The organism is Tateyamaria sp. 7Alg 36 (genome assembly GCF_059882455.1).
The window spans coordinates 1,275,258-1,291,047 of record NZ_CM187613.1 but is presented as its reverse complement, the minus strand read 5'-3'; the positions used below and the strand labels follow the sequence as shown (position 1 = coordinate 1,291,047).

Sequence of the window (15,790 nt, the reverse complement as noted above, 5' to 3'; positions counted from 1 at the left end):
CTCTGACGCCGCAGCACGCGAACAGCCAACAGATGTGGCACTGCCATGACCGAATGGCTCGTCAGCATCGAGGGCACGCCGACAGGCCACCAGATGGCGCTGGTCCTTGCATTGCTTGCGGCCTTTCTGCACGCGGTGTTCGGCGCGCTGCAAAAGGGGCGGCATGATCCGTGGCTGACGCGCGGGGCGATTGATGCCTCCTATGGCCTGATGGCCGCGCCTTTCGCGCTGTTCGTGGTGCCATGGCCCGAACCGCATATGTGGGTGATCTTTGCCACAGTCTGGCTGATCCACATGGTCTACAAGCTGCTACAGGCGTGGGCCTATACCAAGGGGGCCTATACGGTCGTCTATCCGGTGGTGCGCGGCACGGGGCCGTTGTTCACGGTGATCGGCGCCTATGTCCTGTTTTCCGAGACATTTACCGGCGTGCAATGGCTTGGCGTAATTGTCCTGCTGTCGGGGATTTTCGGACTGGCCGCCTATAACCTGCGCTATCTGGAGGCCGAGCGGGACACGCTGCACCTCGCGCTTGGTCTTGCCTTTCTGACGGGGCTGTTTGTGGCGCTTTACACAACCTACGACGCCTACGGCATCCGCGCGACGGAAAACCCGTTCACCTTTCTGGCGTGGTTTTTCATGATCGACGGGCTGGTAATGCCGGTCATCGCCCTGCGCCGCTGGCGCCGGATGGAGAACCCGCCAGACCTGCCGCCGCTGGCCTTGCGGGGTATATTCGGTGGGCTGGTCGCCTTCTTCAGCTTCGGGTCGGTGATGATGGCCACGCGGCTCGACAAGGTGGGCGAGGCAGCGGTGCTGCGCGAAACATCCACCGTCTTTGCCGCCGTTATCGGTTGGCTGGTCCTGAAAGAAACGGTAGGACCGCGCAGAATTGCCCTGATGGCACTGATCGCGCTTGGCGCGGTGATCGTGGAACTAGGCGGATAGAGGACACTTATGAGCGACGCACGCGACATCAATCCGATCATGAAGCAGGTTCTGGAACTGGGGCCACCGCTGGTCTTTTTCCTGATCTACCTGCGCATCCGCGACAATGTCTATGTCATGGGCGGAGTGGAATATTCCGGCTTTATCGTGGCCACGCTGATTTTTGTGCCGATCCTGCTGATCGCCATGGGCGTGCTGTGGGCAATGACGGGCAAGCTGAGCCGGATGCAGATTTTCACGGCCTTCATGGTCATCTTCTTTGGCGGCCTTACGGCGTGGTTTAATGACGAGCGGTTCTTCAAGATGAAGACCTCGATCGTTTATGGCATGTTCGCGCTGTTGCTGGGCATTGGCCTGCTGCGCGGTCAAAGTTGGCTGGCCTATGTGCTGAACGATGCAATGCCGATGCGCCATGAGGGGTGGATGATCCTTACGCGGCGCTTGTGTGCGATGTTCGCCTTTCTGACCATCGCGAACGAGGTGGTCTGGCGCACCATGTCCACCGATGCATGGGTGAAGATCGAAACCTTCGGCTTTCCCATCGCGCTGGTCGCCTTCCTGTTCTGGCAGATCCACGCCTTGCAGGATTACCTGATCGAAGACGCTGACAAAACGGAATAAGGCGCACCGTTTGGCGCGCCTTATCTGGTCTGACGTGTGAGTGGTGGCCCGTTGGCGGGCCGCTTAGCCGCTGTGCACCAGTGAGGCGAACATGCGCGGGTCGATGCTGTCGGCGGCAAAGGTCTCGCCTTCGGTCAGGACGGACACGGCGTCATGGCTGTGCAGGCTTTCCTGATGGCTTGCCACCACGCGGAAGTCGCCAATCCGTGCATCGGCCAGCAGTTGTTCGCAGAACAGGCGCGCCGCATCTTCAACAAAGATCGGGTTGGCTGCGTTCAGTTCGGCAAAGGCCTGTTCGTCCTCGCGCTTGACCATCACCTGCGTTTCGGTCGGGACCGCACGGCGGCAGGCGTCGATCAGGTCTTCGAACCACAGGCATTGCGCGCCGTTTTCCAATTCCACAGAAATCCGCGCGACCGAGCGTTGCGAGTGTGGCGTCGCCAATTGGCTGCGCGTGGCGCGGGCATGTTCGGACAGTTCCAGCGAGCATGGGCAGGTCGACGAATAGACGTAATCCAGATGGATGATCTTTTTGCGCACGCCTGCCTTTTCCACCAGTTCGAGCGCGATGTCGTAATACTGATACCCCGACAGGCCAGAACGCAGGCTTTCCACTTTCATCGGGAAGCTGAAGCGCATCTGGATGCGGGCATCAAAGCTTTCCAAGTCGGTCTTATAGTCGTCCAGCGCCGCCTCGATCACATCGAAGCTGAAGGTTTCGTCAGCATATTTGTAGAACGAGCGCATGATGCGGGACATGTTGATGCCCTTCTTTTCCGCATCAAGGCTGACCGTCCCCGTGACCGAGGTTTCCAGCGTCAGCGCATCGCCTGCACGAGTTTTGACGCGCAGTGGCAGGCGGAAGTTCGAAATCCCCACATGCTGGATATGCTGGCGCGATCCGCGGATCAGGCTGGTCGGGCCGTTTTGCAGATCGGGCAGGGACGCCTTGTATTCAGGCGTGACGGCAAAATCTTCGGGGTAGGTACGTTCAAAGGTCGGATAGTTCACCGCGTCCCCGTTCGGCACCAGCCGTGCAACGGAGGGGTCAAGATCCAGAATCTCGGTGGTCGAAGCGCTGCGCGCCCATCGGCGCAACAGGTCCAGTGCTGCTTCGGCTTCGTCTCGTTCGGGTATTGCAGTGATTTCGGGCGTATGAATGTTCATAGAGTAGCCCCCCTTTCTGTCTTGTACGCATCTTACTTAAGTATTGTGGCGCACTTTGTCATCGCTGCTAACATAATCGTATACGGTCGCAGATACGTACCGGATGACTCTTAACACAGACTTTTGACAGAAAATGTCAGGGGGCGGCAGAATCTGCGGCCCCCAGCAAAATTATGCTTGTTCCAGTGCGTTCAGGACGTCCGCGATCAGGTCCTGCTCATCCTCAAGACCCACGGACATGCGTACCAGACCGTCGGTGATGCCAAGGCTGTCTTTCTGGTCTTGCGGCAGGCGCTGGTGGGTGGTGGTGGCCGGATGGGTCAGGATCGACTTCGCATCGCCCAGATTGTTCGAGATCACGGGGATGCTGAGCGCGTTGAGGAAGGCAAAGGCTGCTTTCTGACCGCCTGCCACATCAAGGGACAGCACCGTGCCGCCCTTGCCGCCCATTTGAGCCTGCACAAGCGCGTGCTGCGCGTGGCTGGCGTGACCGGGGTAGATGACGCGGGCCAGTTTGGGGTGGCCCTGCAACGCCTCGGCCAAAGCCAGTGCGCTGGCCGCTTGGGCGCGCACGCGCAGGTCTAGCGTTTCCAGCCCCTTGAGCATGATCCACGCAGTGAACGGCGACATCGAACCGCCCGTGTGTTTCATGTAGGGTTCGACCGTGCCGCGGATAAACTCGCGGCTGCCAAGGATGATGCCGCCAAGGGCGCGGCCCTGACCGTCGATATGTTTGGTCGCGGAGTAGATGACCACATCGGCCCCTTGCGCGACGGCGTTCGAGAAGACGGGCGTGGAAAACACGTTATCCACCAGCACAGTCGCACCGACCGCATGGGCCAGTTCGGACACGGCGGCGATATCCACCACCTCAAGCGTCGGGTTCGAGATTGATTCAAAGAACACCGCCTTGGTCGCGGGGGTGATCGCGGCCTTCCATGCGTCCAGATCGGTGCCATCGACGAATTCCACCTCGACCCCGTAGCGGGTCAGGATGTCTTCGAGCACGTACAGGCACGACCCGAACAGCGCGCGGGCCGACACGACACGGTCGCCCGCCTTCAGCATGGACATCAGCGCGCCGGACACAGCCGCCATGCCGCTGGCGGTGGCAAAGCCATCTTCGGCCCCTTCAAGCATCGCGATCCGTTCTTCGAACATGGCGACGGTCGGGTTGCCGTAGCGGGCATAGATGAATTCGTCATCGCCGGACGCTTCAAAGCGCTGCGCGGCGGCTTCGGCGCTGTCATAGACAAAGCCTTGGGTCAGAAAGATGGCTTCGCTCACCTCGCCATACTGGCTGCGGCGGGTGCCGCCATGCACGGCACGGGTGCGCGGGTTCCAAGTGTTGGTTTTGTCACGGCTCATGACAGTGTCCTTCAGATCATGGGCCTGAGAACGGGGTCAGGCCACAAAAAAACCCCAGTCGCCAAGTCAAGCGAAAGGGGGGCTTTCATCCTGACCTTTTAGCAGAATTTTTCCGACCCACCTTGATGTCAAAGCGTCGGGGTGGCCCGCAATCCGGTAACAAATCGCCACATAGGGTGCCTACGACCAGAACTGTTGCCCGTCAACACCGTCACGGTGCTGTAACCTAATTTTCATGTGCGCGTCATATGTCTGGTCCATAGCGGCCCCACTAGATGTGGTAGGAGGTATTGGAATGCCAATCCTGAGACTGAACGCGGGGCCAGACGGTCTGGTTCTGCACCGATCACCCGCCTGCGCGATGCGCGCGGTGCAGGGCGCCGCCACAGGGGCGGGTCCGGTGATCGTTCTGGTCCATGGGTTCAAATACGATCCTGATTGTTCTAGCTGCTCTCCTCATACCTCAATCTTCGGGCTGCCCGCGCACAAAACCGCGACGAATGACGTGCAATGGTTGCGCCATCTGGGATTTGGCACGGGTCGCGACGGGGACGAAGGGCTGGCCATTGCCTTTGCATGGCGCGGGCGCGGCAACCTGTGGCGCGCCGAACGGGCGGCCCGTGCGGCGGGGCGTCATCTGGCGCAGGTGATCGGCGCGATCCACCGCCGCGCACCGCGCCGCCCCATCCACATCATCACCCATTCCATGGGCTCCGAAGTCGCGTTCGAGGCGCTGCATGACCTGCCCGCGGGTGCGGTCCAGCGCATCATCGCGCTGACAGGGGCCAGCTATGCCGCCCGTGCAACAAAGGCGATGCAGACGCCGGCGGGGCAGGCGGCGGAGCTGTTCAACATCACCAGCCGTGAAAACGACGTGTTCGATTTCATGTACGAGCGTTTGATGGCCCCGCCGGTGCGAGGCGACAGAGCGATGAGCGCGGGGATCGCACTGCCCCATGCAGTGAATATCCAGCTTGATTGCCCCCGCACGCTGGCGGCGCTGACCCGTTTCGGCGGCCATGTTTCCCCCCCGAGCCGCCGCATGTGCCATTGGTCGGGCTATACCCGTCCGGGAGTTTTGCGGTTCTATGCGCGCATCCTGCGCACACCGGACAGCGTCGTGTTGAAAGAGATGCAGACGGCGCTGCCCGCGCATCCCGCGCCGCGCTGGTCGCGCCTGTTTTCCCGCCCCGCCATGGGCTGGACCTTGCCAGCCCCGCAAAAGGCCGCAACATAGCCTCCGTACAAAACGGAGGGGATGCGCATGATCGACCTATATTACTGGCCCACACCGAACGGGTGGAAAGTGTCCATCGCGCTTGAGGAATTCGGCCTGCCATACAAGGTGCATCTGGTGGATATCGGCAATGGCGACCAGTTCAAGCCCGAGTTTCTGAAGATCTCTCCGAACAACCGGATGCCGGCGATTGTCGATCCCGACGGGCCCGATGGCGCGCCCGTGTCGATTTTCGAATCCGGCGCGATCCTGCAATATCTGGCCCGCAAGGCAGGCCGCTTTGGCGGACGGAGTGAACGCGGGCGCATCGCGGTGGACCAATGGCTGATGTGGCAGATGGGCGGGGTGGGCCCGATGGCGGGGCAGGCGCATCATTTTCTGAAATACGCGCCGCAGATGGGCCACGACATCACCTATGCCAAGGACCGCTACCGCGCCGAGACAGCGCGCCTTTACGGAGTGCTGGACCGTCAACTGGCTGACAACGACTATGTCGCGGGGGAGTATTCCATCGCGGACATGGCGATCTGGCCATGGGCGTCGCTGTGGGAAGGGCAGGAACAAACCCTTGATGACAAACCGCATCTTGCGCGCTGGCTGAAGGCGGTTGGTGATCGCCCCGCCGTGCAGGCCGGACAGGCCCTGCACATCGAAAAGCGCAAAGCCGCGCAGGACAAAAAAGCGCAAAATCACCTGTTCAAGCAGAAATAACAGGCACCACCTCGTACACAAGTCGCCCAATTCGTAGGCGTAGGTGGGGGAATAGTTTAGGAAACTCAGCTGGTTATCGCGGGGCGCAAACCAGCTATGCAGGATCGGCATTGGTATTCTGCACTGCGGCATTCTAAGTCAGAGGCAACCCAAGGAGACATTCTCCGCTGCACCTAACGAGGTATCCGATGGCTTATGTAACACAATCCCACACTGGCACCAATTTCGGCGTCATGTCCTATATCACCGGCTTTTTCGCTGCTCTTGGCCGCGCAATCACCGTTTCGGCAAGCGCCGATGCCCGTCTGCGCAAAGTCGAAGCGCTGAACGCGAAAACAGACGAAGAACTGGCCGCCATGAACCTGCGCCGCGAAGATATCGCCGCGTTTGTGTTCCGCGATCTGATGCACATCTGATCTGCTGTGAACGGCTCGGATTGTCCGGGCTTTTTGCCTTGGCTGCGCGACGTGGGGTTCGATACGCTTGACACCCCCGTCGCAGCCCTTCAACGCTGGCGCTGATGTTTGACCTGCGCCCTGTTGGATATGTAATCGGATTGCTTGTCGCGATGCTGGGCGTTGCGATGATCGTGCCGATGTTCCTTGACCTTGCGGATGGCAATGGCCATTGGGCCGTTTTTGCCGAAAGCGCGATCATCAGCGTTATCGTTGGTGGTGTTCTCGCGCTTAGCTGTTCCAACAGCGTGCGCGAAGGTCTGACGATCCAGCAAACATTCCTTTTGACCACAAGTGTCTGGCTGGCCCTGCCTGTGTTTGGAGCGCTGCCGTTCTTTTTCGGGGCGACCGAGGCGCGGTTTGTCGACGCATTTTTCGAATCCATGTCGGGCCTTACCACGACGGGATCGACGGTGTTTTCGGGGCTTGAGGGTCTGCCACGCGGTTTGCTGCTGTGGCGCGGTATTCTGCAATGGCTGGGCGGCATCGGTATCATCGTTGTGGCCATGGTGTTTCTGCCCGAACTGCGCGTTGGCGGGATGCAGATTTTCCGGACCGAAGGGTTCGATACGATGGGGAAAATCCTGCCCCGCGCCACGGAAATCGCCAGCCGGATTTCGGGCATCTATGTCACCCTGTCGCTGATCTGTGCGCTTGCCTATATCTCGGCAGGGATGGGGCCGTTCGATGCGGTGGTCCATGCGATGACCACAATCGCCACGGGCGGATTTGCCAATTACGACGCGTCCTTTGCCGGTTTCGCACCTGCTGTGGCCTATGTTTCCTGCCTGTTCATGATCCTTGCGGCGCTGCCTTTCGTGCGCTTTGTCCAACTGAGTGCAGGCACCGCGCGCCCCTTGCTCCGCGACACGCAAATCCACGCCTTCTTGATCACGGCTGCGGTGATCGCGGCCCTGATCACGGGCTGGAACATGCTGCAATCCCACGCCACGGGCGAAGAGGCTTTGCGGCTTGCTCTGTTCAACTCGGTCTCGCTGATGACGGGCACGGGTTATGCCAATGCTGATTACAGCCAGTGGGGCAGTTTCGCGGTGGCGGTCTTGTTCTTTACCGGCCTGATTGGTGGTTGCGCGGGTTCGACCGCCTGTTCGATCAAGGTGTTCCGCTATCAACTCCTGTTCGCGTCGATCAAGGCACAGTTACAGAAAACCCGCAGCCCCCATGGCGTGTTCACCCCGCGCTATGCCGGACGTCCGGTGGGCGAGGATGTTTTGACCTCGGTCATGTCTTTCTTTGTTTTCTTCACGGTGACGCTGGGCATCCTGTCCGTGGCGCTGGCCATGACGGGCCTTGATTTCGTGACCGCTTTGTCAGGCGCGGCGACCTCACTGGGCAATATCGGTCCCGGTTTCGGACCCCATATCGGCCCCGCAGGCAACTTCGCGGGCCTGAACGACACGGCCAAATGGCTGCTGGCGGCGGCGATGCTGATCGGGCGGCTTGAGATCATGGCCGTCTACGTCATCTTTACCGTCCAGTTCTGGAGAGCATGATGCACCGGCCCCTTGGCGCACAGATTTCCCACATGCTCAAGGATCGCGGAGTCGACGTGATCTTTGGCATTCCGGGCGTGCATAATCAGGAAATGTATCGCGGCATCGAAGAGGCGGGGATCACCCATGTGCTGGCCCGCCACGAACAGGGTGCGGGATTCATGGCCGATGGCTATGCGCGGGCCAGCGGCCAGCCGGGCGTTGCCTATGTCATCACCGGCCCCGGCCTGTGCAATATCATGACGCCGATGGGACAAGCCTATAGCGACAGTGTGCCGGTGCTGGTGATCTCTTCTTGTCTGGATGAAACCGCCGCCCGCAAAGGGCAGTTGCACCAGATGAAAGACCAGCGCGCGGCGGCGGAAACCGTCTGCGACTGGTCAGAGGAAGCGTGCAGTGCCGATGCGGCCTATAGGCTGGTGGACCGCGCCTTGGTCGAGTTCGCAACGCAGCGCCCGCGCTCCAAACATATACAGGTGCCGATCTCTGTGCTTGAAGCATTGGCCGATCCCGCGCCCACCAAACCGGACGTATCAGTGCCCGGCTACTCCTCGGCCCGCGCCAATCCGGCGGCAGAGTACCTTGCGACACGGCTGGAACAGGCCCGCCGCCCGCTGTTCGTCTTTGGTGGCGGCATGGTGCGTGGCCCTGAAACCACCAAGATCCAAAGCTGGATCAGCAAGCTATTGGACAAGACCCAAGCAGCCTCTTTCGTGAGCTATGCGGGGCGCGGACTGGTGCGCGCCGACAACCCGCTGTTCTTCGGTGCCTCGCTTGCGCGACCAGACAGCGCGCAGGTGTTCGCGCAAAGTGATCTGGTGTTGGTGTTCGGTTCGGAACTGGCCGAGGTTGATTTGTGGCGCGACGCCTTGGGGCACAGTGCTGACATGATCCGCATCGATTCCGACCCGCAAGTGGTACAGGACCATCACCGCGCCCAAGAGGGGATCGTCGCCGATCCCGTGGATATGCTGGTCTGCCTAGCCCAAAATAAAGAGTTGGGTCAAATGACTTCGGACTGGTCGGCAGATATGGTTGCGCGCACCCGCGCCCGTTGGCGGGCCGAGTTGGAGGCCGAGCGCCCCGGCCTTGTGCCGGTCTGCGACGCCCTGCGTGCCGCCGTCCCGCCCGACACAATGATCTATTCCGACATGACCCAACTCGCCTACACCGCGAAAGAGGTGTGGGACATGCCCCGCCCCGGCCACTGGCACCACCCGACAGGGTTCGGCACGCTGGGTTATGCCACGCCCGCCGCCATCGGCGGCGCGGTCGCACGCGCAGGCAAACCGACAATGGCAATCATCGGGGATTACGGCTTGCACTACACGATGGCGGAACTCGGTGTGGCGGTCGAACTCGGTCTGCCGATCCCGATCATCTTGTGGGACAATACAAAACTGGGAGAGATTGAAGACAGCATGATCCGCGCCCAGATCGCCCCCAATGCTGTGGTGGCCCGAAATCCCGATTTCTGCGCCCTCGCCAAAGCCTTCGGCGCCCACGCCAGCGCCCCCGCCACGCTGGATGAGATGCAGCAAGTGGTACGGGATGCCTTTGACGCCGACGGCCCCACGCTGGTCTACCTCACACCGGAAATCCTGCGCGGCACCTAACGCCTCTTTTGGCCAAAAATACTGCGGGGGAGGCGCGCAGCGCCGGGGGCAGAGCCCCTGAACACACCGCGCCCGCCCCCTGTGATCCGTCAGAAACTCAGATCTTGGACCCTTCGGCGCGGTACACGCCGCCCCATGTGGTGCCCGCGATATAGGACGGGCAGCCCTTCTTGGCGGTGTTGATGATCAGGAACCACATCACCTCACTCGGGCGGCCCGCGCGGCTGTACTCACAGCCCAGCGGATGGGTCCAGTGCTGGCCCTGATAGGTGGCGGGCGGCTTGACCGCTGCGGCGGCGGGCAGGGCAGGCACAAGGGCCATGGCGACGATGGCGATGGTTTTGAAAACGGTTTTGAACATGACACACTCCGATCACTGTCTAATATGATGCGCCCCCACGCTGGTGGGTTCGGAATGCAAGATGCGCTGTTAACACAAGGCTAACAGCGCATCTTTCAGTGTTCACAATTTAACTGAAATGCCCCAGTCTAAGGCTCAGTCCCAGCAGCTGACCAGAACGGTCATGCCTGTGGCTTCGGCGCTCAGATCAACGGGGTCTATCGGGGTCGAACTGTTGGTACCAGCGGCGGCCATGCCCGCCTTGGCCAGCACGTCCTGCAAGGCCACACGGTCCAGCGCAAAGCGGACGTCCTCGGGCAATGTCCGCTCGGACGCGGGCTGCGACAACAACATGCCGATCACGCCGCCGCCTGTGTCCAATACGGGGCCACCCGCATCACCTGTCAGGGCGGGCATATCAAGGCGGACCTGATCCGCCTCGCCGGTCAGGCCGCGCACATCGGACAGGGTGCCGAATGTCATCGACGGCGCGCCGAGCACGCCCTCATAGCTATAGCCCGACAGCGCGACCTCGGATTGCAGGCGCGGGGTGATATCGCTGAACCGTGCCACGGCCAGCGGGGCCAGCGCGGTGGCTGGTGTCAGAACCGCAACGCCTTTGGCGGCATCCACCAGCGCCACTTCGGCCTCGGTCTCTGTGTCCAGCGTGATGCGCCCGCAGGACTCGACCGCCTCGGCTGTGGTGATGACAGTGCCGCGACGGTCCACGAAAAAGCCCGAGCGCGACAGGCGCGGTGCGCGCACATCAAGGCCCGACACAAGATCGATCGCCTGTTCTTCGGTGGTGGCACTGGGCGGGATTACTGCCGCCAGACGCACAAGGCTTTTGTCCATGGCCGTGATCAAACGGCGGCGGCGTTCCTCGTCCCCCGCAGGCCACACAAGGGTAAAGCCCTTGATATGCCCGTCTTGCAGCGACACGCGGGTTTCCGACACCCGCGTCGCGTCCTCTCCGATCAGGACAAAGGACTGGTCCTTGCGCTCTCGCGGGCCGTCCAGCGGCACGATGTCGAGGGTCTGCATGATGTCATAAAGGCCGAACAGCGTGGACTGGTCCCCCGCTTGAGAGATCAGCAGCACCGTCGCCGGAATGTCGCCCGTGCTGGTGTAATGGGCAAAGGGGTATTCGTATTTGTCAAAGGCCACCACATCCGCAGGCAGCATCATCTCGATCCCCGCAGTGTCGTCGCGCATCATTTGCAGGCCCAGCCCTTCGAGCACGGCGTTGTAATCCTTGCGCAGGGCGGCGCGCTGTTCGGTGGTCAGGATGCCCGTAACGTCAAAGCCTTTCTGTTCTTGCCATGCGGCCATGGCGTTGCGCGTGCCACGACCGAATGCACCGTCGATGCCTGCGTTATAGACTCCGGCCCATGCCAGCATGCGCTGCACGTCCTCACGCTCGGTACGGGTCAGCAGGCGTTCGTTGCGCTGTGCCTCTGCCGGTGTTTCATCGGCAGGGGGTGGGGCGGGCTGTGCCACGGGCACTTCGACCGTTTCTTCATCGGTGGCGGCAGGTGTGTCCGGCTCTGCCTCAGCCTCGGGCGTTTGTGCGGCGGGCAGGGGGGCTTCAACCACGCCACGGTTGAGCACATTGGCGCCCACGGGCCAGAACTGCTGGCGATAGGTGGAGCCGAGCGCGATATAGCTGTCACGCGGCACCACACCTTCACCGCGATAGACCCGTAGCACCTGTTCGGCGTCACGGCGCGTGTAGGGGCCAAGGGCGATCCCGTACCAGCCGCTGCCAAGGGCAAATCCGTTCACATCCGGCAAATCGGCGGCAAAGAAGCGCGCGCGCTCGGTCGCGTCGGCAAGGTTCGGTTGCGCCTCGATCTGGACCCACACCACCTCTTCCTGCGCCAAAGCCGCACCAAGCCATGCCACAAGCATCACACATGCCAATGCTATCCGTCTGAAAATCACCCGATATCCCCTTTGATGGTCTTGGTGCCTGATATTATGGGCGAGAGAATACGCAGGAAACCATGGCAATGAAAATGGCTGATTGGACGCAAAAAGAGACCTCGCGTGCAATTGACCTCTTCTGGGTCGGGCCGTAGGTAAGGCGCGCATCCATCAAAGGGTCAGGCCCATGTCAAACACCCCGTCCACTCCGCGCTCGTTTCAGGAAATCATTCTGCGACTGCAAAACTATTGGGCATCCAAAGGCTGCGCGATTCTGCAGCCCTATGACATGGAGGTCGGCGCTGGCACCTTCCATCCCGCGACCACGTTGCGGTCCTTGGGCAGCCAGCCGTGGGCGGCGGCCTATGTGCAACCCTCGCGCCGGCCCACCGACGGGCGCTATGGCGAGAACCCGAACCGGTTGCAGCATTATTACCAATACCAAGTGCTGATCAAACCTTCGCCACCCGATCTGCAAGAACTGTATCTGGGGTCGTTGCAGGCCATCGGCGTCGATATGGACCTGCACGATATCCGCTTTGTCGAAGACGACTGGGAAAGCCCGACGCTTGGCGCGTGGGGGCTGGGCTGGGAAGTGTGGTGTGACGGCATGGAAGTGTCGCAGTTCACCTATTTCCAGCAGGTCGGCGGCCATGACTGCCACCCTGTCTCGGGCGAACTGACCTACGGGCTGGAACGGCTGGCGATGTATATCCTTGGCGTGGATCACGTGATGGAGATGCCGTTCAACGACCCCGACACGGCGATCCCGTTGACCTATGGCGACATCTTCAAACAGACCGAAGAAGAATACGCGCGCTGGAATTTCGACACCGCCAACACCGAGGTGTTGTTGCGCCATTTCGAAGAGGCCGAGGCCGAATGCGCCAAGACCCTCGCAGCCGAACATGTGGACCCGAAAACCGGCAAACGGATCATCATGGCGCACCCCGCTTATGACCAATGCATCAAGGCCAGCCACATTTTTAACCTGCTGGACGCGCGCGGCGTCATCTCGGTCACCGAACGCCAAGCCTATATCGGGCGCGTGCGTGCGCTGGCCAAACAATGCGCCGATGCTTTTGTGCAGACAAAGGCAGGCGGATGGACCGCAGCGGTGTCATGAACGGGAAACTCATCGTGGCAAGCATTGTGGTCTCTTCCCTGATCGGCGGCATTGCGCTCTACTATCTTCAGGTCTACGGCTTTTATGAAGCGGTAGAGGCTGAAGAGGTGGAACTGGTCTCGGTCGTGTCGGACATGCCCGAAGCGATCAGCATCGACAGTTTCGAGGCGATTGACGCCGACAGCTCGCCCATCCGCTATCGCGCCTGTTTCACCACCGATATGTCGCTGGCGCTGCTGACGGAAACTTATGTGGGGCTGGAAAGCGCCGTGCCGCGCAATGCGCCTGCGTGGTTCGACTGCTTTGACGCGCCTTCCATCGCCGCCGAACTCGACGCGGGCACGGCCCTGCCGTTTCTGGGCGAAAAGAACGTGGCCTTCGGGGTGGACCGCATCGTTGCGATCACCGAGGACGGGCGCGGCTATGTCTGGCACGAACTGAATGACTGTGGCGAAAAAGCCTATGACGGGACCATCGTGGGCGAAGAATGCCCCAAGCGGGACGACCAATAATGCCTGATCTTCTGATTGAACTCTTCTCCGAGGAAATTCCCGCGCGCATGCAGAAACGCGCCAGCGAGGATTTGCAAAAACTGGTGACCAACGGACTGGTCGAGGCGGGGCTGACCTATGCCTCTGCTGCGGCCTTTTCCACGCCACGCCGCCTGACGCTGACCGTCGAAGGCGTGCTGGCCCAATCGCCCACCTTGCGCGAGGAACGCAAAGGCCCGCGCGCCGATGCGCCCGAAAAGGCGATCGAAGGGTTCCTGCGCGGCACGGGCCTGACCCGTGATCAGGTCACCGAACGCGACACGCCCAAAGGGCCGGTCCTGTTTGCCGTAATCGAAAAAGCGGGCCGCCCCGCAGCCGAGATCGTCGCCGAAGTGCTGGACACAACCGTGCGCAACTTCCCGTGGCCCAAATCCATGCGGTGGGGCACGGGCGCGCTGAAATGGGTGCGCCCGCTGCACTCGATCCTGTGCATCCTGACGGACGAGGCTGGCAGCAATGTTGTTCCCCTCGACATCGACGGCATCGCCTCTGGCGACACGACCCGCGGACACCGGTTTCACGCGCCTGCGGCGTTCTCCGTCACTTCCTTTGACGACTACAGCGCCAAGCTGAAACGCGCCCATGTGGTGCTGGACGCGGCCGACCGCGCCGAAACCATCTGGAATGACGCCACCAACATGGCCTTTGCCTCCGGCCTCGAAGTGGTTGAGGACGCGAGCCTGCTCGCCGAAGTGGCGGGCCTAGTGGAATGGCCTGTGGTGCTAATGGGCAAGATCGGCGACGATTTCCTCGACCTGCCGCCCGAAGTGCTGCAAACCTCCATGAAGGAACATCAAAAGTTCTTCTCGGTGCGCGACCCCAAAACGGGCCGGATTGAACGGTTCATCACTGTGGCCAACCGCGAAACCGCCGACAATGGCGCGACCATCCTTGCGGGCAACGAAAAAGTGCTGAGCGCGCGGTTGGCGGATGCGAAATTCTTCTGGGAAAACGACCTGCGCATCGCCAATGCAGACATGAGCGTCTGGACCCAATCCCTTAAAAACGTGACCTTCCACAACAGGCTCGGCTCGCAAGCGGACCGGATCGCACGCATCGCCGCACTGGCCCGCGAACTGGCCCCCGTGGTCGGGGCCGACGCCGACATGGTGGAAGAGGCCGCGCGCCTTGCCAAGGCGGACCTGAGCTCGGAAATGGTCTATGAATTCCCTGAACTTCAGGGGCTTATGGGCCGTTATTACATCAAGGCGTCGGGCCGCGATGGCGCCATTGCCGCCGCCGCCCAAGAACACTATTCCCCGCTTGGCCCCAGCGACGATGTGCCCACCGCGCCGGTTTCTGTCGCCGTGGCGCTGGCGGACAAGCTCGACACGCTGACAGGCTTCTGGGCCATCGACGAGAAGCCGACGGGCAGCAAAGACCCCTTCGCCCTGCGCCGTGCCGCTTTGGGTGTGATCCGGTTGGTACTGGACAATGACTTGACTGCCCCGCTGACCGCGATCTTCTCGCGCGAGGGCGCGCAACTGTCGCTGTCATCGGAGCAGGCGGCGGACCTGCTGTCCTTCTTCCACGACCGCCTCAAGGTTTACCTGCGCGATCAGGGCATCCGCCACGACATCATCGACGCTTGCATCGCGATGGACGGCAATGACGACCTCGCCCTGCTCGTCAAACGCGCCCGCGCACTGAACGAAACACTGGCCACCGATGACGGCCAGAACCTGATCCAAGGGTTCAAACGCGCCAACAACATCCTGACCCAAGCCGAAGAGGCTGATGGCGTCGAATACTCCTTTGGCGCGGACGAGAAATTCGCCGAGAACGACGCCGAGCGCAGCCTGTTCGCAGCACTTGATCAGGCCGAGGGTAAAATCGCCCCCGCCATGGCACAGCAGGACTTTACCACGGCCATGTCCGCCATGGCCGCCCTGCGTGCGCCGATTGACGCGTTCTTTGACGCCACGCAAATCAACACGGACAACCAGACGCTGCGGCGCAACCGCCTGAACCTGCTCAGCCGCATCCGCACCCTCTGCCTGTCTGTTGCGGATTTGACAAAGATCGACGGCTAACGCCTCTTTTGGCGATAAATACTGCGGGGGGAGGCCGAAGGCCGGGGGGCTGGCCCCCCTGCGCCGTTTCCCCCCGCGCCAACGCTCGCGCAGATCCACCGACCCAAGACGCAGCACCCTCCCGCAGGGATCGCCCAAAAGCGCATAACCGCCTATTGTCACATCATGTTTACACTC

14 protein-coding genes are annotated in these 15,790 nt (G+C 61.4%); 10 read left to right on the top strand and 4 right to left on the bottom strand.

The features are described from left to right. Nucleotides 1-45 precede the first annotated feature (45 nt). Entirely contained in the window at nt 46-948 is a 903-nt protein-coding gene (locus tag AC6GQJ_RS06235) for a DMT family transporter (protein ID WP_500772837.1), read from the top strand. A 9-nt stretch (nt 949-957) separates the two neighbouring features. After that, nucleotides 958-1,569 carry an inner membrane-spanning protein YciB gene (locus tag AC6GQJ_RS06230; RefSeq protein ID WP_500772835.1) on the top strand — a complete coding sequence of 204 codons (612 nt, stop codon included), beginning with the start codon at nt 958-960 and terminating at the stop codon, nt 1,567-1,569. A gap of 63 nt (nt 1,570-1,632) precedes the next feature. On the opposite strand, the gene folE2 is transcribed toward AC6GQJ_RS06230, so the two are convergent. Together folE2 and metZ are read right to left on the bottom strand one after the other, a co-directional pair. Continuing rightward, nucleotides 1,633-2,736 (bottom strand): GTP cyclohydrolase FolE2, encoded by a 1,104-nt coding sequence (gene folE2 / locus AC6GQJ_RS06225; RefSeq protein ID WP_500772833.1) that lies wholly within the window; start codon nt 2,734-2,736, stop codon nt 1,633-1,635. A gap of 171 nt (nt 2,737-2,907) precedes the next feature. Then, nucleotides 2,908-4,104: an O-succinylhomoserine sulfhydrylase gene (gene metZ, locus AC6GQJ_RS06220; RefSeq protein ID WP_500772831.1), complete on the bottom strand. Its 1,197-nt coding sequence runs from the start codon at nt 4,102-4,104 to the stop codon at nt 2,908-2,910. Nucleotides 4,105-4,399: 295 nt separating this feature from the next. On the opposite strand from metZ, the gene AC6GQJ_RS06215 reads away from it, so the two are divergent. From AC6GQJ_RS06215 to AC6GQJ_RS06195, 5 genes are all read left to right on the top strand, one after another. Next, nucleotides 4,400-5,341: an alpha/beta hydrolase gene (locus tag AC6GQJ_RS06215; RefSeq protein ID WP_500772828.1), complete on the top strand. Its 942-nt coding sequence runs from the start codon at nt 4,400-4,402 to the stop codon at nt 5,339-5,341. A 27-nt stretch (nt 5,342-5,368) separates the two neighbouring features. After that, nucleotides 5,369-6,052 (top strand): glutathione S-transferase N-terminal domain-containing protein, encoded by a 684-nt coding sequence (locus AC6GQJ_RS06210; protein WP_500772826.1) that lies wholly within the window; start codon nt 5,369-5,371, stop codon nt 6,050-6,052. 188 nt (nt 6,053-6,240) lie between these two features. Further along, nucleotides 6,241-6,468 (top strand): DUF1127 domain-containing protein, encoded by a 228-nt coding sequence (locus tag AC6GQJ_RS06205; protein WP_500772824.1) that lies wholly within the window; start codon nt 6,241-6,243, stop codon nt 6,466-6,468. A gap of 104 nt (nt 6,469-6,572) precedes the next feature. Then, nucleotides 6,573-8,021: a TrkH family potassium uptake protein gene (locus AC6GQJ_RS06200; protein WP_500772822.1), complete on the top strand. Its 1,449-nt coding sequence runs from the start codon at nt 6,573-6,575 to the stop codon at nt 8,019-8,021. After that, nucleotides 8,021-9,637: a thiamine pyrophosphate-binding protein gene (locus tag AC6GQJ_RS06195; protein WP_500773827.1), complete on the top strand. Its 1,617-nt coding sequence runs from the start codon at nt 8,021-8,023 to the stop codon at nt 9,635-9,637. Before AC6GQJ_RS06200 ends, AC6GQJ_RS06195 begins: the two co-directional genes overlap by 1 nt. Before the next feature lie 97 nt (nt 9,638-9,734). Here AC6GQJ_RS06195 and AC6GQJ_RS06190 read toward each other — a convergent pair whose 3' ends face one another. Together AC6GQJ_RS06190 and AC6GQJ_RS06185 are read right to left on the bottom strand one after the other, a co-directional pair. Beyond that, nucleotides 9,735-9,998, bottom strand: a complete 264-nt coding sequence (locus AC6GQJ_RS06190; protein WP_500772820.1) for a hypothetical protein — start codon at nt 9,996-9,998, stop codon at nt 9,735-9,737. A gap of 135 nt (nt 9,999-10,133) precedes the next feature. Continuing rightward, complete coding sequence (locus AC6GQJ_RS06185) at nt 10,134-11,888, bottom strand: serine protease (protein ID WP_500772818.1); 1,755 nt, start codon at nt 11,886-11,888, stop codon at nt 10,134-10,136. 202 nt (nt 11,889-12,090) lie between these two features. Between AC6GQJ_RS06185 and AC6GQJ_RS06180 the strand changes: the two genes are divergently transcribed. Genes AC6GQJ_RS06180 through glyS form a run of 3 tightly spaced genes read left to right on the top strand, consistent with a single transcriptional unit; the run spans nt 12,091 to nt 15,613 of the window. Further along, nucleotides 12,091-13,029, top strand: a complete 939-nt coding sequence (locus AC6GQJ_RS06180) for a glycine--tRNA ligase subunit alpha (RefSeq protein WP_500772816.1) — start codon at nt 12,091-12,093, stop codon at nt 13,027-13,029. Beyond that, a complete protein-coding gene (locus AC6GQJ_RS06175; protein WP_500772814.1) occupies nt 13,026-13,541 on the top strand; it encodes a DUF6446 family protein in 516 nt (171 codons plus the stop codon). Before AC6GQJ_RS06180 ends, AC6GQJ_RS06175 begins: the two co-directional genes overlap by 4 nt. Further along, nucleotides 13,541-15,613: a glycine--tRNA ligase subunit beta gene (glyS, locus tag AC6GQJ_RS06170; RefSeq protein WP_500772812.1), complete on the top strand. Its 2,073-nt coding sequence runs from the start codon at nt 13,541-13,543 to the stop codon at nt 15,611-15,613. Before AC6GQJ_RS06175 ends, glyS begins: the two co-directional genes overlap by 1 nt. The last annotated feature ends 177 nt before the right edge of the window (nt 15,614-15,790 follow it).